Genomic DNA, 24,520 nt, shown 5'->3' with positions numbered 1-24,520 from the left:
GGCAGCACCTCAAGGACAATTGGCTGTCAGATCGCATCTTTCAGAACCTCGATGCCGTCGTAACCGCGTGCTGTGACGCCTGGAACGCAGCGCTGGCCGAGACCGGAACAATCCGCTCCGTCTGCTCCACTGGATGGGCGAAGGTCACCAATTGACGGAACTGGTATAATAACGGTCCTCGTCGATGCTGCGCAGCAAGCGCATGCCCATGGCCCGCATCTGCTCGTCCAGGGCGGCGTGGTTGTGCTCGAAGCATTCCACCTGCATCACGACCTGGTTTTCCGCGATCAGGCGCCGCATGCCGCGCACGGCGACGGCCTCGAAACCCTCGATGTCCATTTTCACTGCGATGCGGCGGCCCGAAACTGGCAGCGCGTCGTCCAGGGCAACGGCTGGGATGGAGACGGCACCGGGCCCCTCCGCCACCTTGGACTGGCCGGTGGAGGTGGCGGCGGCAGGCACGAAGGAGACGGTGCCCGAACGGTCCGACACCGCCTTATCCAGAAGAGTGATGCGGTCGGCGACGCCGTTCATGAACATGTTGGCACCCATCTGCAGGCGGTTGCGCCGGTCGGGCTCGAAGACGACGATCTCAAGGTTCGGCACGGCCAGGGCCAGCAGAATCGAGTAGTAGCCCAGGTTGGCGCCCACATCGACGAACAGGTCGCAGTCGTGTTTCCGGATTTGCTCCATGAAGACCTGCTTCTGCGCCTGTTCGAAGTCGTCGTAGAACAGGATCTGCCGGTCGACGAAGTTGGCCGGGTTCAGGAGGAAAACCGCGCCTGAGCGGCGACGCAGGACGAAGTCGCCCCGGCTGACCAGGGCATAGAGACGTTTCTTTGCGCTTGGGACGAGTCTCTTCAGAATGAAAGGCGGTGGAGCATCTGGACGTCTCATGGATGATGATGATGGGCGCCGGCCGCTTGAACTTGGACCGGGCTGGACCCTAGCCTCTTGAGCCGAAAAGGTCACCTTCCTTCCGCTTCCATTCTCCGGCCAGGAGCGCCCTACCGCCAAGACGAGCGGACGAGCGGCCTAGCCAGCCTGCCATCCATCTGCTAAACGCCGCGTTCAGCGAACTGACGGGGACGGAGGGTGTTGTGGGTCTAAGCGACCAGTGGCGGAAGGTCACGTGCACTTTGGCCGGTGGCGAAATAGTCCGGCGCGTGCGCGTCGGCGAGGAGGACCTGCGCGTGCCGGTGCATCGCGATGGATCGGTGCTGCACGCTTTCCGCGAGCCATGGATGGACACGCTGCTGCCACGCCTGTTGGCGGGAAATGCTCAGCCGGCCGTAATTGACGTTGGGGCCAATATCGGCCCAGTTCCTCATGGCGCTCCGCGTCGGCCGCTCCGATGCCCGCTACGCCGGGTTCGTGCCCAACGCCCGCAACTACGAATACCTGCAGCGATTGATCGCCTTGAACGACTGGGCGGGTGTGGACGCCTTTCCCGTCGCCCTCTCGGACTCCTTTGGCGTGGCCCCCTGGGCGTGCGCAAGGAGGGCTTTGACGTGTTCGCCTCGCTGGCCCACAACGTCCATGATGTCGGCTTTTTCCGCCGCAGCCAATCGGTACTGACGGTCCGCGGGGATGACATGGTCGCAGCCCTGGGGCTGGAGGCGGTAACACTTCTGAAGGTGGATGTGGAGGGGGCAGAACTGGAGGTGCTGCGCGGATTTGAGCGGACGCTCGCCGCCCATGTGCCCTTCGTGGTTTTCGAACTGCTGCCGGCCCGCCGCGACGCCGGCGATGACGACAGCCGCGTCAAGCGCGCGGCCGCGCTGATGGACCTGCTGGGCGCCCACGGTTACAGGTTCCGCCAGATCGGGGATGATACTCTGGGGCCAGTGCAGGAGCGGATTGATCCCCGCGCCATCGCGCGCCCGGAGGACGCAAACCTGCTGGCTGTACCTCGTGGGCGGGATGAGGCGCTTCCAGGTTGACGCAGGCCCGGCCGCGACGCCTTTCCATTTCAATTCGGCTCTGTTAGTTCACTCCCTCTCACCGGTGCCCTTTAGGGTCCGAGATGTTGATGAGCGGCCAGCAAGGACCTTTTATCGCCTATGCCACGGCATCTTCTTTTCATCACGAACACGCGCATTGGCGACGCCGTCCTCTCTACCGGCATCCTGGACGCCCTGTTGCGCGACGATCCGGCGCTGTCGGTGACGGTCGCCACAGGTCCTCTGCCGGCGCAGCTTTTCGAGGCCACGCCCCGGCTGGAGCGCATCATCGCGCTGACCAAACGCCCACGTGGCGGGCATTGGGTGGATCTTTGGAAGATGGTCGCCGGTACGCGCTGGCACCGGGTGGTGGACCTGCGCCGGTCGCTGATGCCTTGGATGGTATGGGCGCGGCACCGTCATTCGGTCGGGGGCGACAGCCGCCATGCCGAGAACGGCCAGCCCAAGCACCGCGTCGTGCTAAACGCGGAAGCCATCGGGCGCGGCGCCTGTCCGCCGGCCCCGGTGCTGTGGACACGGCCAAAGGACGAGGCCGCCGCCGACAGCCTGCTGGCCGGTGTGTCCGGTGCCGCCGCCGGCGCGCCCGTGCTCGCCGTGGCTCCCACGGCCAACTGGCGGGGCAAGGAATGGCCTGCCGACCGTTGGGTCGCCCTGCTAGACCGCCTGACCGGGACCGACGGTCCACTAGCCGATGCCCCCGTCGCCGTGCTGGCTGGCCCGTCCGAGCAGGAGGCCGTCGCCCCGGTGCTGGCGGCCGTACCCGAGGACCGGCGCATCGACCTGACCCGGGGCGCGCATCTTCTGACCATCGCGGCCCTCTTGCGCCGTTGCCGCCTGTTCATAGGCAACGACAGCGGCCTTATGCACATCGCAGCCTCCTCCGGGGCGCCGACGGTGGGGCTGTTCGGGCCAACGGACGAGCGCCGCTACGGCCCCTGGGGCGCCGGCAACAGCGTCGTGCGCACGCCGGAGGATTTCGAGCACTGGCGCAGGATCATGGTGGCGCCGGGCTTCGACAGCCGTACGACGCCATCGCTCATGACGTCGTTGACGGTGGACGCCGTGGCGGCAGAGGCCGAGCGGCTGCTGGAGGGGGACCGGCTGCCGGTCGCGTGATCGCCGGTCCTACGGACGCTCCGCGCGCAGCCAGATCCGCAGGAAGCCGCCGCACAACAGCACAACAAGACCGGCGGCCCCCGCCAGCCCGGCAAGGCCGTGGCCGGCGGCCGCGGCCACGGCGCAGCCGATCAGGCCGGCATTAACGATGGCGATGGCCGCACTGGCCCGGTCATGGCCGAGCCCGCCCCGCACAGCCAGCTGATAGAAATGGCTGCGGTGGGGCGTCCACGGCTTCTCGCCGCGGACGATCCGGCGCAGGAGGGTGACGGTGGCATCGACCAAGTAGTACAGCGCCAGGATGACGGCCGCCGCCAGGTGCCCGCTGGCTGCCAGCGCGATCAGCAGAAACCCCACCACGTAGCCCAGCGGCACGCTGCCCACGTCGCCCATGAACAGGCGGGCGGGATGCCAGTTCCAGAGCAGGAACCCCATGGCCGCCGCCACCAGCACGACGCCCGGCACCAGAAAACCTTCCGGCGCAAGTCCGGCCAGCGCCAGAATGGCGAGCCCGCCGCCGATGGAGCCCGTCTCGACGCCCGTGATCCCGTCGATGCCGTCCATGAAGTTATAGAGGTTGACGAACCACAGCCAGCCTACTCCGGCTAGCGTGTGGTCAAGCCACACGGGCAGGGCGCCGTCCAGCACCAACGCTTCTGCGGGAAGCAGCGTCATCCCCAGCGCAACGGCGGCGGCCTGCACGGTCAAGCGCGGCAGCGGCGGAAGCTGGCGCCGGTCGTCGATCCAAGACACCGCCGCAAGCACTGCGGCCGCCGCCAAAATGGAAACCGTCACCCACGGCGCTCCCAGGGGGGCAGGCGCCCCCGCCGCCAGCGCCAGGGTCCATATGCCCACAACCAGTGGCACTACAGCCAACCCACCGCCGCGCGGCGTCGGCAGCGCGTGGCTTGAGCGTTCGTTGGGCCGGTCGAGAATTTGGCGCAGGCGCAGCCAGGCTAGAACTCTGCCGGTCAGAAAGACGGTAGCGCAGGCGGTTACTGCGAAGAGGGGCAGGGCGAAGGCGTCGGTCATGGCGCAGGATGATGCACGGCAACTGCGGTTCTGCAAGTGGATCCGGGCATCGCAGCAGGTTTTTTCCGCTTCTGGTGGAATGGCCCGGGCACCGCGAACTGCTCTACATGGTGCTGAAGGCGTCCGACGCCGCCATCTATCATGCTGCCGAGCGCGGCGTGATCGGTGCCAGCGCAGGAGGTGAGCGCTGCCTGCTCCAAGACCTTCACAATCTCACCGCCCGCCACCCTGATGCGCAGCTGGTCACGTTCGACGGCGAAGTGTTCGAGTGGCAGGTGGTGATGACGCGCGCCATGGTGCACGGCCTTCCGACGCCTGCCGCCATCGTGCGGGCCGTGGGAGGGCGGGAGTCGCACGTCGACCTGCGCACCATCTTCAAGAAAGATGCACCCTCGCTCGAGCGCCTTGCCGCAATCCTCGTCGTCCCGGACGACAATGGCCTGCTGACATTAAATAGCCCTGCGGTCATCGATCGCGCCGTCAAGCGGCAGATCCAGGCCAAAGCCTTCACGTCGCTATAGGCCCTTCATCCGTAATCTGCGTTGGCGCGACGCAATTTCGGAGCCGCGCCACTTCCAGACGCTGGCTGATTTGCAGGCGGTTCTGCGGGGGTGCGAGCGAGCCGGTGAGGTCCCCGTGGCTTTGCAAGGAAGCTCTGGGTGCCCAAAAGCGAACCCCGACCTGGGAACGAGGGGCTGTGCCGCGACCGGCGATCTTCGGGCACAGACGATCTGCCGGCCGACCGATACCCGCCGCGTCCGCTCGGCCTCTGCGGCCGTGGCGCCATCGTCCGGTGCACCGGATTCAAGCCGCTGCTTTGCGCAGCGTTTGCCGGATGGACGGCTGAGCCGCTCATATACTCCGCAAGAGGAAGATGTTCCTACAAAATTTCTCGGGCAGAATCAGAACGCAATGGCTACATGATTCTCAATAATAATCGAGGAGGGAGTTATGCTGCCACGGTGCAAGCTTTACGAGAGCCCGTCCGAGGCGATCGACTACGTCTGTCGCCGCTCAGACCTTGGCCGAGCGCATCCGCTGAAGCCGGGAGACGTCTGGTCCGAGAACCTCTTTCTCAATGATGCGAATCTCAGTCCCATGGCTATTGCCGAGCGGGCGCTGATCATGATGGGGGCGCTGAAGGCTGTCAAGGCTAATGATCCAGTCACCAAGCACGTCATGGTGTTCTCGCTGACCCCCGCCGTGACCGACATCTTCCGCCTCGGACTTGAGGCGGACCTGGATCAAAACCATTGGGAGTACGGCTGCGCTGAAGCTCTGAAACGCCTCAAGGCAGCGTGGAAGCGCATCGCCGTCGATCTGGGACTTTCCGGGTGCCCGTCCCTCTTCGTCGTGCACAGAGACGGCCACTCGAACGTCAGGCGACTGCAGGGGATCAAGGACGAGCTTGTTCACATGCATGTCGTGGTCGCGCGCACCCACGCGGCGGATCGTCGCGTCGCCGATCAAAAGCGGATCGTGAACCGGCTGAAGGCTGCTGCGCACGAGGCGGCACGGGCAGTGGATCTGACCGGGCTTGAAGAAGCCAAACGCACAAAGGCTCAGTTCAAGCCGCTCGAGATGGCGCTGCGGGGCAGCGCGAAACAGGTGAAAAACATCCTTGATTTGCATTTCCTTCTTGAGCCTCTGGGCTACTCACTCGAACTCGCGGGACGGTGGCTTGCTGCGCGACAGCGCGGGAGCGGACTGCTGCGAGCGCTTGAGGATATCCATCCCGGGTGGCGCGGCGACAAGCTGCAGAAGCAAATCAACGGCGGCGAGGCAGTCGAGCAGCGGCACTTGAATTTCGCTGCGCGCTTTGGCCGCATGCTAGTCGACAGCAAGCCCTCCCAACCCCTGCTCGACGCTTACATCCAAACCGTTAGGACTGCTGCATTCGAGCGCTGGGTGTTCCTGCGCGCGTGGTGTCTGGCCGGCGGAAAACTGGGCAAGCCAGCCTACGAAGCCGCCCCGTCTGTCCCGACCTTCGGCAACTTCGTGCAACAGCAGCGGGTCGGCGCACCGGATATCGACGGCGTGGTTCAGGTAATCGAGCGCTTCGAACGCTTTCTGTCCGCTGGTGCCCGCCTGCGCCTGATCGGGTCTGAGCCCAACCGGCTCGCGGAACGGGACGAAATCGGCAGATCGTCATCATCGTGCCAGCGCACATCGGAGGAGGACGAAGAGCAGGCGCAGGATTTGCCGGCGGACGCCCAAGACGACACCCAGAAAAAGATGGGCCAGCCGCGCCCGCTTGTACCGGCGGCAGACCCCCGCAGACAGAAAGCGGCGAAGGGCAAAAGACGCGGCACTGGAAAATGACCACGCAGAAGAAGAGTTGGAAAGGAGACGATGTGATGCAAAAGGAGATTTTTGTCGACCCCAGAGCCAAAAGCGTTCTGGACGAGCTTGCGGAAAGGCGTGACGCGAATGTGAACGCTATTGTCCTTGCGGTAATCCGCGGTGAAATCTCCCAAGACGAAATATTCCAGGCCGGGCGCGCTCGCGAGATTCCCATCTTTGATGCGCCGCGGTGCTCGGTGACTTCTATCGCTACGGAAACGTTCGGCGAAGCCTATTACCTTTGGCGGTTCGAAAAAAAGAAGTGCTCGCAGTCTGCGGTTCGCGACATGAGGGAGGGCGCAAGTCAGTTGGCCAAGGAGCTTCGCAAAGGGATCGGCTCGCTTCAAGTGATACCGGTTGGCAACAGGGAGCCGGTGTCGGCCCGCCGTTCGGCTGAAAATGATGCGCTTTGGATGCAGCGGGTCAAGCAGGCAAAGGATCCTTGGGTGACAGGGCGCCGGGAACTTATTGAATACCTCGTCCTCGGCTTTGTCCCGGGACGTGCGTTCGATGGTCATATTGTACCCGCTGGTCATGCCGGCGCTATGGCTGCCGTTCTGGCGACGATGCAGTTTATCGACACGGTGCGGAGGATGTTCGAGCGAATGGGACGCCGCAAGGCCGCAGAGTCGATGTGGATCTTGATTGACCGAGGCTACCTGGCGCTCGGACGATCAATGGGAATTCGATCCTTGCCGCATAGCAAAGTCGGCGCACGGACTGCGTCAAGTCCGCCGACAAGGGCAGGTCGTCAAAAAGCGGCCCCAGCTGTATCAGCTTCTGCACCGACGGCAGCGCCATCACCATAAGCGAGCACCAATCCCTCGCCAGTGTCTCTGCCCATCCGCCGCCTGCGGATGAATGGGCAAGCGCGCCTCCAAGTTCTCATCCGGGCGCGCGCCCAAACGCAAAAAAAATCTCCGCCTACCTAAAAATATCGCTGGCGATATGGGGGATGCGTTACCAAAACAAAAGAGTAACCTAAAAATGGAGTGAGATTATGAAAAACTTCAGTACGCTTTCAAGTGTCGCTGCTCTCCTGAAGTCCATGAGCCCCGACGATATCCAAATGGGGCTGGACGATGATGAAAACGTGCACTTCCGGAATGGCCGTGCCCAATTCATGATCGCCAGAAACAATGCCCGCGCCCACACCATCGAACTGAGTGCCAAATACAATGGGCAGTGCGACCAGATCATCATCCGGACTGTCAAGGCGCGTCCGAACACGGGCGACAAGCTGAGCATCGGGCTCAATGTGCTGAGCTGGATCCAGATGTATGCAACCAATTTCGGCGGGAGCGCCGACCAAACTCAGCTGCGTCTTGCGGACGCCGCTCATGTCGTAAACTGTCACATTGCCTCGTCCCCAGTCTCCACGCTCGTCTCGAAGGCTGTCATTGTTTCTGCGCTTCCAAGCGGGCTTGGGACCGATGTCGTGGGCGATGCCGGGCAAGTCCTTCCGCGCGTGGAACTCCAGACGCGGGCGCCGAAATGGGAATTGACACCGGCCGAGCGTGCCCTCGTTGCCGGGATGGAACGGGAGGCGTGCCGCATCGTCCGGCGAATATCGCCAGAAGCATTGGACATCGAGGCGGGGACCCTTGGTCCTGCTCGGCTCGAGGTGCCGGTCCGGCAGGATATCTCGCCACTTGAACGGGCGACCTTCCGTGCCCAGTTTCTCGACTGGCTCCGGCGGCCGTGCAACCGAGGCCTCAAGCTCCCGAGCGTACAAGCCGGGCAATCGACGCGGCGCGCGCGGGGTACAGCCCTGGCCCCCGAGATTGCGGCGCTCAGCTTGCTGCACCGCTCGCCCGGCATGCGTGGTGGTCGGGGTGCAGGTCGTCGCTAAGGCCGGCAGGCGCCCAAGCGGTCCGATCGACGGCCGATTGCCGGCACCGTTAGCGTGCAATGTCCAAGAGCTGGACTTGCGGCGAGCCGTTCGTCCCGCGGTTCCTGGAACGCGCGCATCACCTGGAGCCACTCCGTCGGCACGAGTGTGACGGATCACGGCAGTTGGCTTCCGGCCGTGACTGCGCTAACCTTTAAGAGCGGGCGTGGCCTGCTCCTCACCCAGAGGAAAGATCAACCCGGCGGGACCCCCTGCGGTTCCGTCGGGTTGTTTCGTCTTGGGGAAGGCGCGCCGCGAAGCGTTACTGCCAGGCCAGCCGTCGCGGCCAGCGGCCCACAGGGTTTGCTTCCACTGCAAGAAGGGTGATCGGCGGAGCAGAGCGCCGTGCCTATCTGCTCCCCGCCCTGGACGGCGCAGAAGGACCGCGGCATCGTTCCGGTGTCTTAGCTCTGCCGCGTCCTTGCCCGAGCTCCTCTCAGCCTCCATTCTTGAGGGACTGTATTAGGGGAGGCACGGAGTTCCATGAGCGTTCGACAGCCGTCATCCGGCATCATCCATCCCGTCATCCTGTCCGGGGGGGCTGGTACACGCCTGTGGCCGCTGTCCCGGGAGTCGCGACCGAAGCAGTTGCGCCGGTTGCTGGGCGACCGCACCCTTCTGCAGGATACCGCGCGCCGCGCCGGTGCATGGGCGCCGCCGCTCATCGTCTCCAACGCCGAGCACCGCTTCCAGATTGCCGAGCAGATGCGCCAGGCGGGAATCGCCCCGCGCGCCATCGTCATCGAGCCCTCGGCGCGGAACACGGCCCCCGCCGCCGCCGTCGCCGCCCTGATGCTGGGGGAGGAGGATCCCTCGGCGCGCATGCTGGTCATGCCGTCGGACCACGCGATTCACGACACCGACGCCTTCCGCGCCACCGTCGAGGCTTGCGCCGCCGCGGCCGGTGAAGACCGGCTGGCCTGCCTTGGCGTCACGCCGACGCGGCCGCACACCGGCTACGGCTATGTCGAGCGTGCGGCGGAGCCGATCGCGCCGGGCGTCGCGCCCGTTATCCGCTTCGTGGAAAAGCCCGACGCGGACCGCGCCAAGGCGTTCGTGGAAAGCGGCAATTTCCTGTGGAACGCCGGCATTTTCCTGTTCCCGGTGGCCGTCTATCTTGATGCCCTGGCCGAAACGCGGCCCGACATGCTGGCGCTGTGCCGCGCCGCCGTGGCGCAGGGGCAGCAGGACCTCGACTTCCTGCGTCTTGCGCCCGAGCCCTTCAACGCCATCAAGGGCGACAGCATCGACTACGCCGTCATGGAGCACGCCAGGGATGCCGTCGTCGCCGAACTGGACGCCGGCTGGAGCGATATCGGGTCGTGGTCGTCGCTGCACGAGGAATCCGAGAGCGATGCCGACGGCAACGCCCTTGTTGGCGACGTAACGGCCATGGACTGCGCCGGCAGCTACCTGCGCAGCGAGGACCGGCTTCTGGTGGCCATCGGCATCGAGGACCTGGTGGTGGTCGCCGAGGATGACGCCGTGCTGGTGGCGCGCAAGGGCGACGACCAGCGGGTCAAGGACGTGGTCGCCGACCTGAAGGCCCGCGGCCGCAAGGAAGCGACCGAGAACACCTGCAGCTACCGCCCCTGGGGCACCTTCCAGACCATCGACGAGGGGCCGCGGTTCCACGTCAAGCACATCATGGTCAAGCAGGGCGAGAGCCTGTCCCTGCAGATGCACCACCACCGCAGCGAACACTGGATCGTCGTCGAGGGAACTGCCGAGGTCACCCGCGACGACGAGACCTTCCTGCTGTTCGAGAACGAGTCGGTGTTCATCCGCACCGGCCAGACCCACCGGCTGTGCAACCCCGGCAAGCTGCCGTTGCGGTTGATCGAGGTGCAGTCCGGCCCCTATTGCGGCGAGGACGACATCGTCCGCTTCACCGACGCCTATGGCCGGATCGAGCCGCTGCGCCAGGGCTGAGATCCCTTGGTTGTATCATCCCGCCGTTATACAGTCTGCAGCCGTTCGTTTCACAGAAAGGTTTGCCCCTCGTGACCCTCCCGTCTTCCGGCGCCATCCCAGCGCACCAATTCCATCCGTCCATTCTGCGGGCCTATGACATCCGGGGCATTGTCGGTGAGACGCTGACCGCCGCTGATGCGCGCGCCATCGGCTGTGCCTTCGGGACGATCGTCCGCCGTGACGGCGGCCGGTCGGTGGCGGTCGGGCGTGACGGGCGGCTGTCGTCGCCGGAGCTTGAAGCAGCACTTGTCGAGGGGCTGACGGCAGCGGGCTGCAGTGTGACGCGCATCGGCTGTGGGCCGACGCCGATGCTGTATTACGCCTGTGCCGAGTTTCCGACCGACGGCGGAGTCATGGTCACGGGGTCCCACAACCCGCCGACCCACAACGGCTTCAAGATGGTCAAGAGCGGCAAGCCGTTCTACGGCGACGCCATTACCGGCCTGGGCGAGATCGCTTCTGCCGGCGCGTGGGGGGAAGGCGCTGGAGCAGGCGCTGTCGAGGAGCGCGATCTGCGCGACGCCTACACCGAGCGCCTGCTGCGCGACCACGGGCGCGATATCCGCCCGCTGACGGTCGTGTGGGATGCCGGCAACGGCGCCACCGGCGACATCATGTCTCGGTTGGCTGAGCGGATCCCCGGCCGCCAGGTTCTTCTCAACGCCGAGATCGACGGCACCTTCCCGGCCCATCACCCCGACCCGACGCTGCCGGAGACCCTGGAGCAGCTGCGCGCGGCCGTGGCGGAGGAGGGCGCCGACATGGGCATCGCCTTCGACGGCGACGGCGACCGCATCGGCGTCATCGACGGGCGGGGCGAAATTCTCTGGGGCGATCAGCTCCTCATGCTGCTGGCCGAGGAGGTGCTGGCCCGCCATCCGGGCGCGCCGATCATCGCTGACGTCAAGGCGAGCAAGACCCTGTTCGACCATGTGGCCGCGCTGGGCGGCGAACCCGTCATGTGGCGCACCGGGCATTCGCTCATCAAGACAAAGATGAGGGAGACCGGTGCTCCGCTGGCCGGCGAAATGAGCGGCCACATCTTCTTTGCCGACGGCTGGTACGGTTTCGACGATGGCCTTTATGCCGCAGTGAGGCTGCTGGACCTCGTCGGCCGCGCCTGGCCCGAGGGCACGACGCTGGCGGAGCGCCATGCCGCGCTGCCGCGCCTGCACGCCACGCCGGAGATCCGCATCGACTGCCCGGAGGAGCGCAAGTTCGACACCGTGCGCGCGGTGACCGAGGCGGTGACGGTTGATCCGCAGGCTCAGGTCTCGACGGTCGACGGCGTGCGCGTCACGACGCCCGACGGCTGGTGGCTTCTTCGGGCCTCCAACACGCAGGCGGCGCTGGTGGCCCGCTGCGAGGGAGAGGATAAGGCGGCGCTCGGTCGGCTCGTGGCGGGCCTTGCACGCACGCTGGACGGCCAGGGCCTGAGCCTGCCTGAGGACATAAGACGCCTCGTCGCCGAGGGGTGAGGGCCGGGACGGGGCGGCAGCATTTCGGTTGGCGCAATTCTACATGAATGGGGATGGCGGCATTCGGCGGCGTTCAAGCGCTATCCCGCTTGAGGGAGAAGAGGTTGGCGGATCAGCGCCTCTGGGCTGAACCCAGGCTGCCGCCTGAAGCGCAGCCACCCCAGGTACGCGGGCAGGTACTTCGTCGATACCCCGCGGAGGACGATGTTCATGAAGGCTTTGAGCCGTTCATGGTGGGCGTTGATGCGCCCAAGCCCCATGCGGCCTGGGCGGCGAGGACCTGTTCCAAGCGCCCGCACCAGCCAGTCGTCTCTCGGCGCTTCCACCAAGCGATGATCGGCACCGCATGCCTCGGCGATCTGCGGGTAAGCGGCCCATCCGTCGGAACAAGGAACCGCTCCCTCCGCAATGCGGCCGAGAAGCATGGTGCGCGCGACACTGGCGGCACGGCGCATCATCACGCCTTCCACCACGCCGCCACTTCGGTCAACGGCCGTCAGCACAGGGATCTGCTCACGTGACAGGCCGCGCCTCTTCGCGGGTCCGCCCCTATAGCGTGGCGGTCGGTTCTCGGGGGGACGGCCTTCCTTCCACGCCCGAGAGCCCTTGTAGGATGAGCGAAAGTACGTTTCGTCCACCTCGATGATGCCGTCGAGGCGCTCCGCCTGGAGAGTCGTTGGAAGAGCCAGGAAACGATGCCGCCAGCGCCAGGCGGTAAGGCGCGAAATGCCGATCCCGCTTTCATGGATGTCGGTGATCGAGGCGCTCCGCATCATCAGGCGAGCGTAGGCCAACCACTTCTCGGGCTTCCGCATGCGGGCGAAGGGCGTTCCCGTCAGCACGTTGAAGCCGCGACCGCAGCGTTCCTCCTCATCATCATCGTGCTTGACGCAGCGGAACCGCTGGCGGCCCAGGTGGTCGAGGCCGTTCTTGACGATGCGCGTGTTGCCGCAGCGGGGGCAAACGCGATCGCCGTCGAGAGCCTCCGTCCGCAGAAGAAGGGTCGTTTCGCCAACACGGCGGCTGGACACCTCTCGAACCACACCCTCCAGTTCCACGCATTGCGCAGCCGTGAGTTCGTTGGCTATGGCCGCTTTCAGCACTTCAAACTGCGCGTCATCCATGGCTCCGCCTCCGTCAGAAGGCCAGCAGCTTACCCCCGCGCAACGGGCGTTCCAAGCCTGCTGAGGGGCCCATCCCCATCGAAGTAGAATTGCGCCTTTCGGTTTGTCTGTGCCGTAGGACGGGCTATGGTTCGGCCGCCGGTCGCCTCCTATGGCCGGTGCCGCCGTCCCCCGTCACCGCTGGTTCCGCCATGGCTTCCTTCCTAATCCGTTACCTGAAGTCCCGCGACCAAGGCCTTCTGGCCGTCTCGGTCGCGCTGTTGGCTCTCGGCCTGCTTGTCGCGTTCGGGGCGCTCTACAGCATTCCGCTCGGCCTGGGCGACAAGAAGGCCGTTACGCTGCTGGGCTGGACCCTGGAACGCCGCGTCACCTACCAAGCCGCCTTTGCGGCAGCGGCGGCCAATCTGCTGGTGCTGCTGCTGGCGCTCGCCGTGCCGCGGGGCGCGGCGCGGGGCTTCCTGCGGCCGGCACTGGCAGCCCTGAACGCCGCCGCCATCGTATTCCTGGCCGTGCGCAGCGAGGATATTCTGGAGCGGCGCGAGGGTAGCCCCGTCGGCGCCGCCGCCTATAACGAGATGCCGCCGGCTCCCTACGATGATCCCGCCTTTGCCGAGGCGCTGATCCGGGTGGACGACGCGCCCGCCGCCGAGGCGGTGCGCCAGCGCCTGATCGTGCGCATCTTCGGCGATGCTGGATTGCCCGCCGGACGGGGCTTTGACACTGTTGAGCGCGGCGTCGAGGAGCCGAATCTCGCCGGGTTGCCGGCTGCGCGCATCGACCGCATGAGGATGGCGCTCGACCACGGTTACGGGGCCACAGCTTATCATCTGGTGCCGGAGGGTGAGGCGGCGGAAACGCTGGTGCTCTACAATCACGGCCACGTCTCGGACATCTTCGGAAAGGAGGCGCGGCACGCCATCGAGCAATTCCTGCGGGCGGGGCACGCGGTGACGGCGCTGTCCATGCCCAACCGCCGGCCCAACACCACACCGGGTCGCATCGACACCGTCCGCCACGGCTCCATCGCCAACCGCCTCGACCACGAGAGCTTTTCCTTCCTTGAGACGGCCGAGTATTCGCCGATCCGGCTGTTCGTCGCGCCGCTGGTGGCGGCCGTAGACCAGGGGCTGGCCGACGGGTACGAGACCATAGCAGCGACCGGCATCTCGGGCGGGGCCTGGAGCATCACGGTGGCGGCGGCAGTCGACCGACGCATCCAGGCGACGTATCCGGTGGCGGGCAGCTTACCGATGTATCTGCTCGCCCTGCCGCCCAACCGCCCGGGCGACTGGGAGCAGGTCCATGCGGACATCTACCGTATCGCTTCATACCTGGACCTATATGTGCTCGGTGCGGCAGGGCAGGGGCGGCGACAGATCCAGATCCTCAACCAGTACGACTCGTGCTGCTTCCGGGGCATCGGCGCGCGCGGTTATGCCTCGGCCGTGGCCGAGGCGACGGCCGCCCTCGGCGGCCGGTACGAGCTGGTGATCCTGCCCGAGCACGACCACCGGATCGCGCCGGAAGCCTTTGACATCATTCTGGAAGACCTGAATCGTTCGCCCGACGGCTAATCGCCCGCCTCGGCGGCCAAGCCGAGCAGGTAGTCGGCGTAGTGGGTCCCGGACAAGCCGTGGGCCAGGCGCAGCAGGGTCTCGGCGCCGATGAAGCCCATGCGGTAGGCGACTTCCTCAAGGCACCCGACCATCTGCCCGGTGCGGGTCTGCATGACGCGGACGAACTCCGCCGCGTCATGGAGGCTGCCGTGGGTGCCGGTGTCCAGCCACACGAAGCCGCGCCCCATGCGCCGCACCGACAGCCGTCCCTCCCGCAGGTAGCGGTTGTTGATGTCGGTGATCTCCAGTTCGCCACGGGCCGAAGGGCGCAGCTCCGCCGCCATCTCCACGACATCGGAGTCTTAGAAATAGAGCCCGGTCACTGCCCACGGGCTGTCGGGGTGCCGGGGCTTTTCCACGATGTCCAGCGGTCTATTCCCCGTGTCGAAGCGCACGATGCCATAGCGGCCAGGATCGCGCACCCGGTGGGCCAGCACGCAGGCGCCGGACCCGCCGGCGGCCTGCTGCACGAGCCGGCTAAGGCCGTCGCCGTAGAAAATGTTGTCGCCCAGCACAAGCGCCACCCGATCGCCGCCGATGTGGGCCCGCCCAATCAGGAAGGCCTGCGCGATGCCCTCGGGCACCGGCTGCTCGGCGTAGGACAGCGCAAGGCCCCAGCGCGATCCATCGCCCAGAAGCCGTTGGAACGCCGGAGCGTCCTGGGGAGTCGTGATGATCAGGATGTCGCGGATGCCCGCCAGCATCAGCGTCGACAGCGGGTAGTGGATCATCGGCTTGTCGTAGACCGGTAGCAACTGTTTGCTTGCCACCAGCGTCAGCGGATAAAGGCGCCTGCCTGCGCCGCCGGCCAGGATGATGCCTTTCATTGTCCGGCCTCCGGTTCATCGGAGGCGAGGCCCAGGCGCTCCCCGCCATAGGCGCCGCCGCGCAGGATCGCCTCCCACCAGGGCCGGTTGTCCAGGTACCAGCGGACCGTGTCGCGCAAGCCGTCGTGGAACCGCACGCGCGGGCGCCAGCCTAATTCCGCCGCCGCGCGGCTGCTGTTGAGTGCGTAGCGCAAATCGTGTCCGGGGCGGTCGGCGACGAAGGCAATGGCGCTTTCGTGCGGGAGGCCGTCGGCGCGGGGCGAGGCTTCGTCCAGCAGGCGGCAGAGAGTGCGGGCAACGTCGATGTTGGCCAGCTCGCAGCCGCCGCCGATGCAGTAACCGCGGCCCGGCGCGCCCCGGCTCAGCACGGCCACCAGGGCGTCGGCATGATCGTCGACGTGCAGCCAGTCGCGGACGTTCTCGCCGCGCCCGTAGACCGGCAGCGTCCTCCCCTGCAGGGCGCGGATCAGGGTCAGCGGGATCAGCTTCTCGGGAAACTGGCGCGGGCCGTAGGTATTGGAGGCGTTGACAACCAGCGTCGGCAAGCCATAAGTGACGTGCCACGCGCGGACCAAATGATCGGCCGCCGCCTTGGATGCGGCATAGGGCGAGTTGGGGCGATACGGGGATTCCTCGCTGAAACGGCCGTGCGCGCTGAGGGCGCCGAACACCTCGTCGGTGGAGACATGGACGAAGCGGAAGGCGTCCCGCGCCGGCTGGGGCAGCGTCTCCTGATAGGCGCGGGCGGCCTGCAGCATCACGCCAGTCCCGTCCACGTTGGTGCGGATGAAGGCTGCGGGGCCGTCGATGGAGCGGTCCACATGGGACTCGGCCGCAAGATGCAGCACGGCTGTCGGCTGGTAACGGTGGAAAACATCGGCCATGGCGCTGGCATCGCAGATGTCCGCGGCCTCAAACGTGAAATGGCGATCATTGGCCACTTCCGCCAAGTTCGCGCGGTTGCCGGCGTAGGTCAGTAGGTCAGCGACGACAACAGTATGTCCCGCCTTAAGCAGGCGACGCACTACCGCCGATCCGATAAAGCCAGCCCCGCCAGTAACCAATGATATCATTTATAATCCAGCGCGTACGGACGGCATGACACCTATAACCTACGGCAGCATGACTGGGTACAGCAACCGGCCAGTCGTTAGCACGAGAAGGTTTGCGCCTCATGATGCATTCCCGAAATACCGACCCAGCCATACAAGAAAACCCACCACGGTGTCTCGGCGTGGTGAGTTTTCAGGGCTCTTCGATTACGGCTTGAACAGCAAGACAGCGTATGGCGCAAGTGTTTGGCTTGGTCAAGAGAAAAAGAACGGAAAATGCACAAAATGCATAAAATGCATAAACCGTTGTGTAGGCTCTTTGGGCGCTACACGCGCTAGTACCCGCGTTGTGGCTGAATTGAACTTATTAGTTGCCTCGTCCGGCGGCTTTAACAGAACTGAGTCCGCTGGCCAAGCGGTCGACGATGTACGCTCGTCCTCCACAGGGGCACCGAGCGACTGCAGCAGGTGGGTCCGGTTTACAGCTCCTGCTCGGCCTCTGGCGGAGGACGCCTTCCGCTCGTTCTGCTGTTCGTGCAGCCAAGCAGACCTCAGCAACTGGTTGGTTTCCGGGGCCATAGCGGCTAGACTAGGGCCCTCATCCGCGAACAGCCACGGAAAATGTGTATGAGTATTGATCCCACCCTGAGCAAGGTCTACTCGGTCCAGACGCCCGACGACTGCGTCAACGCCTACCGTGACTGGGCGAACGGATACGAGGACGATGTGGTGGGGCGCTTCGGCTATGTCGCACCGCGCGTGGAGCTATGACCAATCGTAGGTGACGGCATGATCAGGCGGCGGCGGATTGGTCGGCGTTCTTCACCTGAATGCCATCGCGGAACCTGACACCCTTGATCACCTGGGGCAAGCGGTTGTTGCCCGACAGTCGGCGCCAGGTCTTGCTGGCGGCGGTGACCAGCTTGAAGACCATCGCCAGGGCGGTTTTGTGCGACAGGCAGCCCTTGGTGCGCACGGTGCGGTGCCGGACGGTGGCGAAGACGCTCTCGATGGGGTTCGAGGTTCGCACGTGCTGCCAGTGCTCGGCCGGGAAGTCGTAGAAGGCCAGCAGGGCGACGCGGTCCTTGGTCAGGCAGCCGACGGCCTGAGGGTACTTCGCGACGTACTTCGCCTCAAAGGTGTCCATGGCGGCCTCGGCTTCGGCACGGCCGTCGGCCATCCAGATGGCGTGGAGATCCTCCTTGGCCGCCCTCTGGCGCGACTTCGGCAGCTTGTTGAGGACGTTAGCCGTCTTGTGCACCCAGCAGCGCTGATGGCGGGCACCGGGATAAACCTCGTCGAGCGCCTTCCAGAAGCCGAGCGCGCCGTCGCCGATGGCGAGCTTCGGCCCCTGGGCGAGGCCACGCCCCTTGATGTCGTTCAGCAGTTCCCGCCAGCTCTGGGCGCTTTCGCGGAAGCCCGCCTGGAAGCCGACCAACTCCTTGCGGCCCTCCGGCGTGGCGCCGATGATAACGAGGATGCACTGCTTCTCGTCTTCCATGCGGCCCTGGAGGTAGACGCCGTCGGCCCAAATGTAGACGTACTGCCGGGCCGTCAGGTCGCGCTTGCGCCAGCGATCGTAGTCGGCTTGCCATTCCGCCTTCAGGCGGCTGATCACCTGCGGCGACAGGCCAAGCGCATCCTTGCCAAGCAACGCCTCCAGGGCTTCCTGGAAGTCGCCGCTCGACAGGCCGCGCAGGTAGAGCGTCGGCAGGACGGCATCGATGGAGCGCGTGCGCCGGGCAAAGCGCGGCAGGATGGCGGAGCTGAAGCGGATGCGATCTTCTCCGTCGGCGCCGCGGTCCCGCACCTTCGGCCGTCGCACGGCAACGGGGCCGATGCCCGTCAGGATCTCGCGCTCCGGGCCGTGGCCGTGACGGACCAGGCGCCGGCGGCCGTCTTCCGTCGTCAGGTGTTCATGCTCGGCAAGCATGGCGGCGACCTCCGCCTCCACGGCTTGCGCCAAAAGCTGCCGCGCCCCGGCGCGCAGAACCTCGATCAGCGGATCGTCGGTTTCCCCTGGCTGGCGCAGCGCGACAACGGTATCTTCGGTCATGGCGTATCACTCCCTTGTTGGAGATGTGGAAGGCGTAAGACACCTCCACGATACGCCACCCCCTTCTCAGGCTGTCACCCACTTTCCGCTATAGCTCCCGCGCGTGGCGGCGGAAACCTTCGCCCGGGTCGCCGAAGCCAAGGTGTCGCCGGTACTGGACGCCGGTTGCGGCACAGGGTTGGTCGGCGTGGAACTGGCGACGCGGGGCTTTCCCGTCGTCGACGGCCTAGATATTTCGCCGGAGATGCTGGGCGAGGCGCGGGCCAAGGGCGTCTATCGCGACCTGGTGGAAGCGGACATGACCAAGCCGCTGACGGCGCTCGCGACGGACGCCTATGCCGGCGTGATCTCGGTGGGGACGTTGGTCATTATAGCGCTGGCTCAGCAGCCACCACATCTGGTGGTCGCTGACTAGCGCGCCGCACCTTGGCGAAGTACGGATTTGACTGCCAAGGCCCGGCCCCGGTGTAGACCCGTCCATCCGGGTGCCGCTCGACGAACTGGGTGACCAGCATGTCGAGGACTTTCGCCTTCGTGAGGTAGGGTTGTGCGATGGGCCGAGAACGTCTCGACCTCACAGTCCGCGCACCGTCCACGTCGGCGTGAGCTGTGTGCCCGCAGTGCAGGCATTTGAAGGTGTCTTGCTTGCGGTTGCGCCTGTCGACATAGCCGCAAGCCGAGCATTCCTGCGAGCTGTAGGCCGGGTTCACCTCCTCAGAGGTGATGCCGAACCGCTCAAACAGGTCTTGCAGCTTCGCTCGGATCACCGACCGGCCGCAGTTCTGCAGAATGCGGTTCATGCGCCGGCTGAGGTCGGGACTGCGGAAGTTCAGCTGCTCCAGCGCCAGAGCCTTCGGCTTCTTCACCGCTACGATGCGGTTCAGCACCCGTCCGATCTCGGTCTTCACGAAGCCGCGCAAGCGCTTTACAGCGGCCTTGTAAGCGGGATCGTGCCGGGGTTTCCGTCCGGCCTTCTGCACTGCGCGAGCGAGCGCCGTGATCTCGACATCGTAGCGCTTGAGCTTTTCGAACCAGGTCCGCCCGAACAGGTCGCCGTCGTCGGTGGCGAACATGGTGCGCAGGCCGAAATCGACGCTGACCACCTCTTTCTCTGGTGCATAGGCTCCCCGGCTGCCGGCGAATTCCTCCGTGGTTTCGGTGATGATGCCGAAGGTGATGGTGCCGTCGTCCGCCTCATTGACCTGCAGCCCCAGGCATCGCCGGCCCGGCCGCTCCAGGTAGTGCTCGTAGGGCAGCAACGGGACGTGGATCTCGCCGAAAGCCTTGGACGGCTGTCCTGCGGCATTCAGCCGACGCTCCATCGTTTTCAGCGTCGCCCACAACGGAAAGCCCGTCGCCGTCTCGGCCGGGCCCCAGGCGACACCGCGCTGGTCGACGACGGCATTGATCCGGCGCATGGACGGCTTACGGTGGCGCTTCAGAACGCCACGCATGATCGACCGGGCCAGCCGGCGGATGTCGTCGGGAATGGGCGCATCAGCGTCCTTCACGGTCACGGACTTGTGGCTGAACCACGCCTTCCGGCGGTTGATGACGTGGAGCTGGTGTCTGGTGTCCTTGTCCAGTGACGACCGCTCGACCATGTCCCGGTAGTCATTGGCGCGGTTGGTCACGAACGAAGACAGCATGCCGACCACCTGATAACGGACCATCTGGACGCGGGCCGCTCCGATCGGGTCGTCGGGGTAGGTGATCTTGGTCCGTTTGTCGAAAGCTCTGGACTCGAAAAAGAGCCGCCATTGCTCGGCACCGATGCGTGTAGCCGTGTTTCTCCACGCGCGCAACAGATCGCGCACGGCCGCAGCCTTGCCGTCGTTCATGGCGTGCGGTAGCAGATCGCACCGGTGCGTCTTTTTCGGGAGGACCTGTTCCGTCATCAGCCCACCAACGTGCCGTAAGGCATTGGTGTTCCACTGCAAAGCCGTCGCTCACTCCAGCGGAAAGCGGCTTCTGCGGCATAGCGGTCGGCGTGCTTCACCGAAATCCAGTGGTACACGCCGGTGACCGCGCGCTTGAACAGGCCGTTGAAGCCTTCGGCCGTGTTTACGTGGACTTCCCCGCGAACGAACTCGCCGGCGCTATGGCGCACCGAACGGCCGCCGAGACAGCGATAGGCGGGAAGTCCGTCGGTCATGATGACCGAGTCTTTCGAAAGCACGCCCTTCAGCGCGTCGGCTATGTAGACGCGACCGTGGCTCTGGATCGCCCGAGCAACAGCGTCACCACTGCGCTCGACGGCGACCATGACCAGCGCGGGACCGGCTCCCCGGCCCGGCTTTCGCCGTCGCGTGCCGTAGTACGCTTCGTCGATTTCGACGATGCCGCTCAACGGCCTCCAGGCCGCCATCATCGCCCGGATGCGATGCCCCATGAACCAGGCCGCCTTGTACGAAATCCCCAGCCACGCTGACATCTTCCGGGCGCTGATGCCCTTGGACGATGTCACGAAGAGGAAGATGCCGACGGCCCAGGCGCGGAGCGGCAGACGCGTGCCGTGCATGGCGGAGCCGCTGGTGACACTGAACTGCCTGCGACACCGGCACTGGAACAGCCGTCGACCGCGCAGCCGCCGTACATGGGAACTGCCGCACGTCGGGCACGTCATGCCGGACGGCCAGCGCTGCTTGATCAGCCAGCGCTCGGCCACGTCTTCATCGGGCACCTCGCCGATGAAGTCCAGCAGAGACATTCCTAGCAAAGCGGCAACTCCTGTGCATCGGCCACCTTTGCTCATGTCATCAGATTGAGAACGGATTAGCAACCACAAAATCTGGTATCTGCTGAGCCAGCGCTATAGGCCCCAGGGACGTTTACCCACGGCCATGTGGGCACGGAGGGCCTGCCGGAGCTTCTGCGCGTGACGCGACCGGGGGGCATTGTCTGCCTGACCATCAATGAAGGCGTCTACGAGGACTACAGGTTCAAGGACGCCTTTGCCGCCATCGTCCGCGACGGTACGGCGAAGATGCTGGAAAACCGCCAGGCGGACTACCTGACCGACCAGGGCATTGGCTGCCGCCTCACCACCCTGCGGATGGCCTGACGCCGTGCCTTAGAACAGGGCGTCTTCCACCATGGCGCACAGCAGGTGGCCGACGGCGATATGCATTTCCTGGATGCTGTTGGTGCGCGTGGCCGGCACCTTGATGCACAGGTCGCAGGCCTCGACCATGCGGCCGCCGCCGGCGCCCGTCAGGCCGATGGTGCGGATGCCCTTGCCGCGCGCCACCTCCAGCGCCGCCAACACATTGGCGCTGTTGCCGCTGGTGCTGAGCCCCACCAGCACGTCGCCGGTCCGGCCGATGCCTTCCACCTGGCGGGCGAAGACATGCTCATAGCCGTAATCGTTGCCGATCGCGGTCAGGGCGGAGGTGTCGACGCTGAGCGCGAGCGCCGGCAGGGCGGGGCGGTCGCGCATGTAGCGGCCCATCAGTTCGGCGGACAGGTGCTGGCTGTCAGCGGCCGAGCCGCCGTTGCCGCAGAACATGACCTTGCCGCCGGCCTTCAGATTCTCGATCAGCATGGCCGCGGCCTCGGCGACCACCGGGGCCTGCTCCTGCAGTTTGACGAAGTTGTCGGCGGCTTCCTGGAAGGCGGCGGCAATGCGGCGAGCGTCGCTCAACAGTGATCTCCGGTTCGTGCTTCGGCCGACCCGGAAGATAGGGCGGTGCGGGGGCGGGCGTCCACCGAAATCAACAGCCCTGTCCAAGCGTCCCGAGCTGAAACCGCATGGTGTTTCCCGTGATCGAGCACCTCCTCACCACTCCGGATCTGGTGGCAACAAGGGGGCCTTTTGAGGTGCTTTCATAGCCGGCCGAGGCTGCTGGATGGACAACGTCTTCATCGAACGGCTGTGGCGCTCCATGAAGTACGAATGCATCTACCTCCACGCCCTCGAGACCGACAGCGGAGTGCGCGAGGAGCTCGGACGCTGGATCGCCTACTACAATATGCGGCGGCCGCATTCGGCCCTGCCTGGACGGACGCCCGACGAGGCGTATCGTCAGATCGCTCCGACACCGTCTGCGGCGTGCGACCCGGAGACGGTGTCGGCCATCCCACTGGCGTCGCCACCCTCATCGGGATTAGCTTAACTTTGCCGCCAACCCTGTCCAAACGAACGGGGCCACCTCTAAACCGGGTCCACTTCAGATATCACCAGCAGGTGGTGCCGGCTAATAATTTCATAATCCTTTCCAGAAGGTTAAACTTGCTCAGTTTCCATGATGCTCTTTCCCTGGGGCTGACAGATGGTGGATCAGCAGCGCTGTTTCGACCTTCTTGAGCCGAGCTGGCTGCGGCATGATCGGTGGTGGTGGTCGGTGTCTGGAGGTGACGATGGCTAAACGCCAACGGTCGGGGCCGTGGGGATCGCGCCCGGAAAGCAAGAGCGAGGTTCTGGGGCGGCGGCTGCGCATGATCAGTTGCGGCACCCGCCGGAAGCGCCGCAAACCGGCGACGGCCACAAGGTTGGCGTTGGGCGGCATCGCTTTCCTGATGGCTGGCGGGGGCTACGCCACCTATCCTCTGTGGGCTGAGCGGATCGAGCCGGTCAGCCGAGCGGCGACTGCGGTCTACTGCGACTCCGGCGCCGTGTTTGGCCGCGAGGCCTGCGCTGATCCGCAACCTGGCTTGCTCCGCGGTCGTGCAACCGTTATCGATGGTGATACGCTGGCGATAGCCGGGAAGCGGGTCAGACTGCACGGCATTGATGCACCGGAAACCGGCCAGATCTGTGGGCACTTGGGCAGGCAGCGCCGTTGCGGTCAACTGGCTGCAAACGCGCTCGACGGTCTCATAGGCCGTCGTCCGGTGTCGTGCGCCGGCCGCGATCATGACCGGTATGGACGGCTTGTGGCGGTCTGCTATCTGGGCGGAACGGACCTGAACGCGTGGATGGTCCGGCACGGCCATGCTCTGGCCTATACTCGCTATAGCCGGGATTACGTTTCCAAGGAACAGGCTGCGGCGCAAGAGCGGCGCGGCCTATGGCAGGGCGATTTTGTTCCTCCATGGGAATGGCGGCAGCAGAGGCGCAGCGGCAGCACGTCTCGGGCGGACAAGGATTGTTCCGACTTCGCAAGTCAGGCTGAAGCACAGGCATTCTTCAACTCTGCCGGAACAGGCGACCCGCACCGGCTGGACGGTGATGAGAACGGCCGCCCCTGCGAGCGGCTCCCGTAGTCGCACACTTGGGGCCGTCGTCGACGGGAGACGTTGTGCTCCTCCGTCCTGTATCGGGCCGTGTGGTCGTCCGATCCGCCGGGTGCGGCTGCCGTTCCGGCTAGAACTTCTTTGGAAAACCGCTAAGGCGGGTAGGTTGCGCTCTTCCTGATCCCGCTTCAGCGACGCCCTCAGCGGGCTATTTGACTTTGTCCGTCAGCTTATACCGGCCGGTCTTCAGATCGAGAACCAAGTAGCGCCCGGTGACCTGCAGGCGGTTGCGGTTGCCGGACGCGTCCGAGCGAACAAGGTCAAATTCTATCAGACGTGACACCATCCGAGACACTTTTGATCGGTCCTCGCCCCACGTATCTGCCAATTCCGAGACGCTGTGCGGGCGGTCGCGGTAGATCGCGCGCAGCAGGGGCCAGCCGCCGTTTGCCAGAGCGTCGCCGACCGTCAGCTTCGAGCTGAGTTGCTTGCGCGGTTTGGCGGCGGCCCGGAGCTTCTGGAGATCAAGAAGTGGGCGGTGCGCTCCATTCTCCCCGTTGTCCTGGTTCATCATAGAGTATCCGTCACTGGTTCTGGTCGCGCTGCGCCTATCGGGGGACTAACACACAAAGCACTAGGGCGGCGCCGTCGGTATGTACGGCGCCGCCCTAGATCCTGCTTCGGCTTAGCAGTATCTTCTTGCGAGAGAAGACGTGAGTAAAATTCCACAATTCCGCGGTCGAAGTCAAGGTTTCCGGGCTTCGCCGGGTGAAGTCGGCCTTTCCCTTCTGTGGGCCCCGTCCAGACTGCACCCCGCGCCTCCTTGTTCCCTTACCGGGGACAGTCAAAGGGGACGCGTATCATGCTCCCCA

General features: G+C 65.3%; 23 protein-coding genes and 2 pseudogenes. 14 read left to right on the top strand and 11 right to left on the bottom strand.

What is annotated here, in order from left to right:
- Nucleotides 1-144: 144 nt before the first annotated feature.
- Nucleotides 145-897, bottom strand: a complete 753-nt coding sequence (locus C882_RS19025; protein WP_009542301.1) for an FkbM family methyltransferase — start codon at nucleotides 895-897, stop codon at nucleotides 145-147.
- 209 nt (nucleotides 898-1,106) lie between these two features.
- Nucleotides 1,107-1,331, bottom strand: a complete 225-nt coding sequence (locus C882_RS25125) for a hypothetical protein (protein ID WP_043646482.1) — start codon at nucleotides 1,329-1,331, stop codon at nucleotides 1,107-1,109.
- A gap of 180 nt (nucleotides 1,332-1,511) precedes the next feature.
- Between C882_RS25125 and C882_RS25120 the strand changes: the two genes are divergently transcribed.
- The gene (locus C882_RS25120) at nucleotides 1,512-1,943 is read left to right on the top strand and encodes an FkbM family methyltransferase (protein ID WP_009542300.1); all 432 of its coding nucleotides are present in this window, start codon (nucleotides 1,512-1,514) and stop codon (nucleotides 1,941-1,943) included.
- Nucleotides 1,944-2,063: 120 nt separating this feature from the next.
- On the top strand, nucleotides 2,064-3,080 hold the full coding sequence (locus C882_RS19010) for a glycosyltransferase family 9 protein (protein WP_009542299.1): 1,017 nt from the start codon (nucleotides 2,064-2,066) through the stop codon (nucleotides 3,078-3,080).
- 9 nt (nucleotides 3,081-3,089) lie between these two features.
- Here the strand turns inward: C882_RS19010 and C882_RS19005 are convergent, their stop codons facing one another.
- Nucleotides 3,090-3,875, bottom strand: coding sequence for an MraY family glycosyltransferase (locus C882_RS19005; protein ID WP_009542298.1), 786 nt, complete (start codon nucleotides 3,873-3,875; stop codon nucleotides 3,090-3,092).
- Nucleotides 3,876-4,120: 245 nt separating this feature from the next.
- On the opposite strand from C882_RS19005, the gene C882_RS19000 reads away from it, so the two are divergent.
- From C882_RS19000 to pgmG, 6 genes are all read left to right on the top strand, one after another.
- On the top strand, nucleotides 4,121-4,633 hold the full coding sequence (locus tag C882_RS19000; protein WP_152415415.1) for a 3'-5' exonuclease family protein: 513 nt from the start codon (nucleotides 4,121-4,123) through the stop codon (nucleotides 4,631-4,633).
- Between the two features lie 430 nt (nucleotides 4,634-5,063).
- Nucleotides 5,064-6,434: a hypothetical protein gene (locus C882_RS18995; protein WP_043646474.1), complete on the top strand. Its 1,371-nt coding sequence runs from the start codon at nucleotides 5,064-5,066 to the stop codon at nucleotides 6,432-6,434.
- On the top strand, nucleotides 6,431-7,264 hold the full coding sequence (locus C882_RS24760) for a hypothetical protein (protein WP_152415414.1): 834 nt from the start codon (nucleotides 6,431-6,433) through the stop codon (nucleotides 7,262-7,264). Before C882_RS18995 ends, C882_RS24760 begins: the two co-directional genes overlap by 4 nt.
- A gap of 239 nt (nucleotides 7,265-7,503) precedes the next feature.
- The gene (locus C882_RS18990) at nucleotides 7,504-8,307 is read left to right on the top strand and encodes a hypothetical protein (protein WP_152415413.1); all 804 of its coding nucleotides are present in this window, start codon (nucleotides 7,504-7,506) and stop codon (nucleotides 8,305-8,307) included.
- Nucleotides 8,308-8,829: 522 nt separating this feature from the next.
- Nucleotides 8,830-10,278 carry a mannose-1-phosphate guanylyltransferase/mannose-6-phosphate isomerase gene (locus C882_RS18985; RefSeq protein WP_009542294.1) on the top strand — a complete coding sequence of 483 codons (1,449 nt, stop codon included), beginning with the start codon at nucleotides 8,830-8,832 and terminating at the stop codon, nucleotides 10,276-10,278.
- 71 nt (nucleotides 10,279-10,349) lie between these two features.
- Complete coding sequence (gene pgmG, locus C882_RS18980) at nucleotides 10,350-11,798, top strand: phosphoglucomutase/phosphomannomutase PgmG (RefSeq protein WP_009542293.1); 1,449 nt, start codon at nucleotides 10,350-10,352, stop codon at nucleotides 11,796-11,798.
- 80 nt (nucleotides 11,799-11,878) lie between these two features.
- Here the strand turns inward: pgmG and C882_RS18975 are convergent, their stop codons facing one another.
- Entirely contained in the window at nucleotides 11,879-12,922 is a 1,044-nt protein-coding gene (locus C882_RS18975; protein WP_009542292.1) for an IS1595-like element ISCasa1 family transposase, read from the bottom strand.
- A gap of 191 nt (nucleotides 12,923-13,113) precedes the next feature.
- On the opposite strand from C882_RS18975, the gene C882_RS18970 reads away from it, so the two are divergent.
- Nucleotides 13,114-14,496, top strand: a complete 1,383-nt coding sequence (locus C882_RS18970; RefSeq protein ID WP_009542291.1) for a hypothetical protein — start codon at nucleotides 13,114-13,116, stop codon at nucleotides 14,494-14,496.
- On the opposite strand, the pseudogene rfbA reads toward C882_RS18970, so the two are convergent.
- Nucleotides 14,493-15,365, bottom strand: a pseudogene (gene rfbA / locus C882_RS18965) (glucose-1-phosphate thymidylyltransferase RfbA). The gene C882_RS18970 and the pseudogene rfbA overlap by 4 nt on opposite strands.
- Complete coding sequence (rfbB, locus tag C882_RS18960; protein ID WP_043646471.1) at nucleotides 15,362-16,438, bottom strand: dTDP-glucose 4,6-dehydratase; 1,077 nt, start codon at nucleotides 16,436-16,438, stop codon at nucleotides 15,362-15,364. Before rfbB ends, rfbA begins: the two are co-directional and overlap by 4 nt.
- Before the next feature lie 606 nt (nucleotides 16,439-17,044).
- Between rfbB and C882_RS25115 the strand changes: the two genes are divergently transcribed.
- Nucleotides 17,045-17,188: a hypothetical protein gene (locus C882_RS25115; RefSeq protein WP_009542287.1), complete on the top strand. Its 144-nt coding sequence runs from the start codon at nucleotides 17,045-17,047 to the stop codon at nucleotides 17,186-17,188.
- A gap of 22 nt (nucleotides 17,189-17,210) precedes the next feature.
- Here C882_RS25115 and C882_RS18955 read toward each other — a convergent pair whose 3' ends face one another.
- Nucleotides 17,211-18,473: an IS256 family transposase gene (locus tag C882_RS18955; protein WP_009542286.1), complete on the bottom strand. Its 1,263-nt coding sequence runs from the start codon at nucleotides 18,471-18,473 to the stop codon at nucleotides 17,211-17,213.
- Nucleotides 18,474-18,576: 103 nt separating this feature from the next.
- On the opposite strand from C882_RS18955, the gene C882_RS18950 reads away from it, so the two are divergent.
- On the top strand, nucleotides 18,577-18,888 hold the full coding sequence (locus C882_RS18950; protein WP_009542285.1) for a class I SAM-dependent DNA methyltransferase: 312 nt from the start codon (nucleotides 18,577-18,579) through the stop codon (nucleotides 18,886-18,888).
- On the opposite strand, the gene C882_RS18945 is transcribed toward C882_RS18950, so the two are convergent.
- Nucleotides 18,842-20,371, bottom strand: a complete 1,530-nt coding sequence (locus C882_RS18945; RefSeq protein WP_043646468.1) for a zinc ribbon domain-containing protein — start codon at nucleotides 20,369-20,371, stop codon at nucleotides 18,842-18,844. The genes C882_RS18950 and C882_RS18945 overlap by 47 nt on opposite strands.
- Nucleotides 20,371-21,183, bottom strand: a complete 813-nt coding sequence (locus C882_RS18940) for an IS1595 family transposase (protein WP_009542283.1) — start codon at nucleotides 21,181-21,183, stop codon at nucleotides 20,371-20,373. Before C882_RS18940 ends, C882_RS18945 begins: the two co-directional genes overlap by 1 nt.
- A gap of 168 nt (nucleotides 21,184-21,351) precedes the next feature.
- Between C882_RS18940 and C882_RS18935 the strand changes: the two genes are divergently transcribed.
- Complete coding sequence (locus C882_RS18935) at nucleotides 21,352-21,537, top strand: hypothetical protein (protein WP_152415412.1); 186 nt, start codon at nucleotides 21,352-21,354, stop codon at nucleotides 21,535-21,537.
- Between the two features lie 9 nt (nucleotides 21,538-21,546).
- Here the strand turns inward: C882_RS18935 and gmhA are convergent, their stop codons facing one another.
- The gene (gene gmhA / locus C882_RS18930) at nucleotides 21,547-22,116 is read right to left on the bottom strand and encodes a D-sedoheptulose 7-phosphate isomerase (RefSeq protein WP_009542281.1); all 570 of its coding nucleotides are present in this window, start codon (nucleotides 22,114-22,116) and stop codon (nucleotides 21,547-21,549) included.
- A 190-nt stretch (nucleotides 22,117-22,306) separates the two neighbouring features.
- Here gmhA and C882_RS18925 point away from each other — a divergent pair.
- Together C882_RS18925 and C882_RS24165 are read left to right on the top strand one after the other, a co-directional pair.
- A pseudogene (locus C882_RS18925) lies at nucleotides 22,307-22,588 on the top strand (integrase core domain-containing protein); the annotation flags it as partial.
- Between the two features lie 244 nt (nucleotides 22,589-22,832).
- Nucleotides 22,833-23,678: a thermonuclease family protein gene (locus C882_RS24165; protein ID WP_152415411.1), complete on the top strand. Its 846-nt coding sequence runs from the start codon at nucleotides 22,833-22,835 to the stop codon at nucleotides 23,676-23,678.
- Nucleotides 23,679-23,856: 178 nt separating this feature from the next.
- Here C882_RS24165 and C882_RS18920 read toward each other — a convergent pair whose 3' ends face one another.
- Nucleotides 23,857-24,222: an HVO_A0114 family putative DNA-binding protein gene (locus tag C882_RS18920; protein WP_043646466.1), complete on the bottom strand. Its 366-nt coding sequence runs from the start codon at nucleotides 24,220-24,222 to the stop codon at nucleotides 23,857-23,859.
- Nucleotides 24,223-24,520: the final 298 nt, after the last annotated feature.

Origin of the sequence: Caenispirillum salinarum AK4, from assembly GCF_000315795.1 — a bacterium.
GTDB lineage: Bacteria > Pseudomonadota > Alphaproteobacteria > Rhodospirillales > Rhodospirillaceae > Caenispirillum > Caenispirillum salinarum.
The sequence above is the reverse complement of the archived record's forward strand: the minus strand, read 5'-3'. Positions and strand labels throughout refer to the sequence as shown.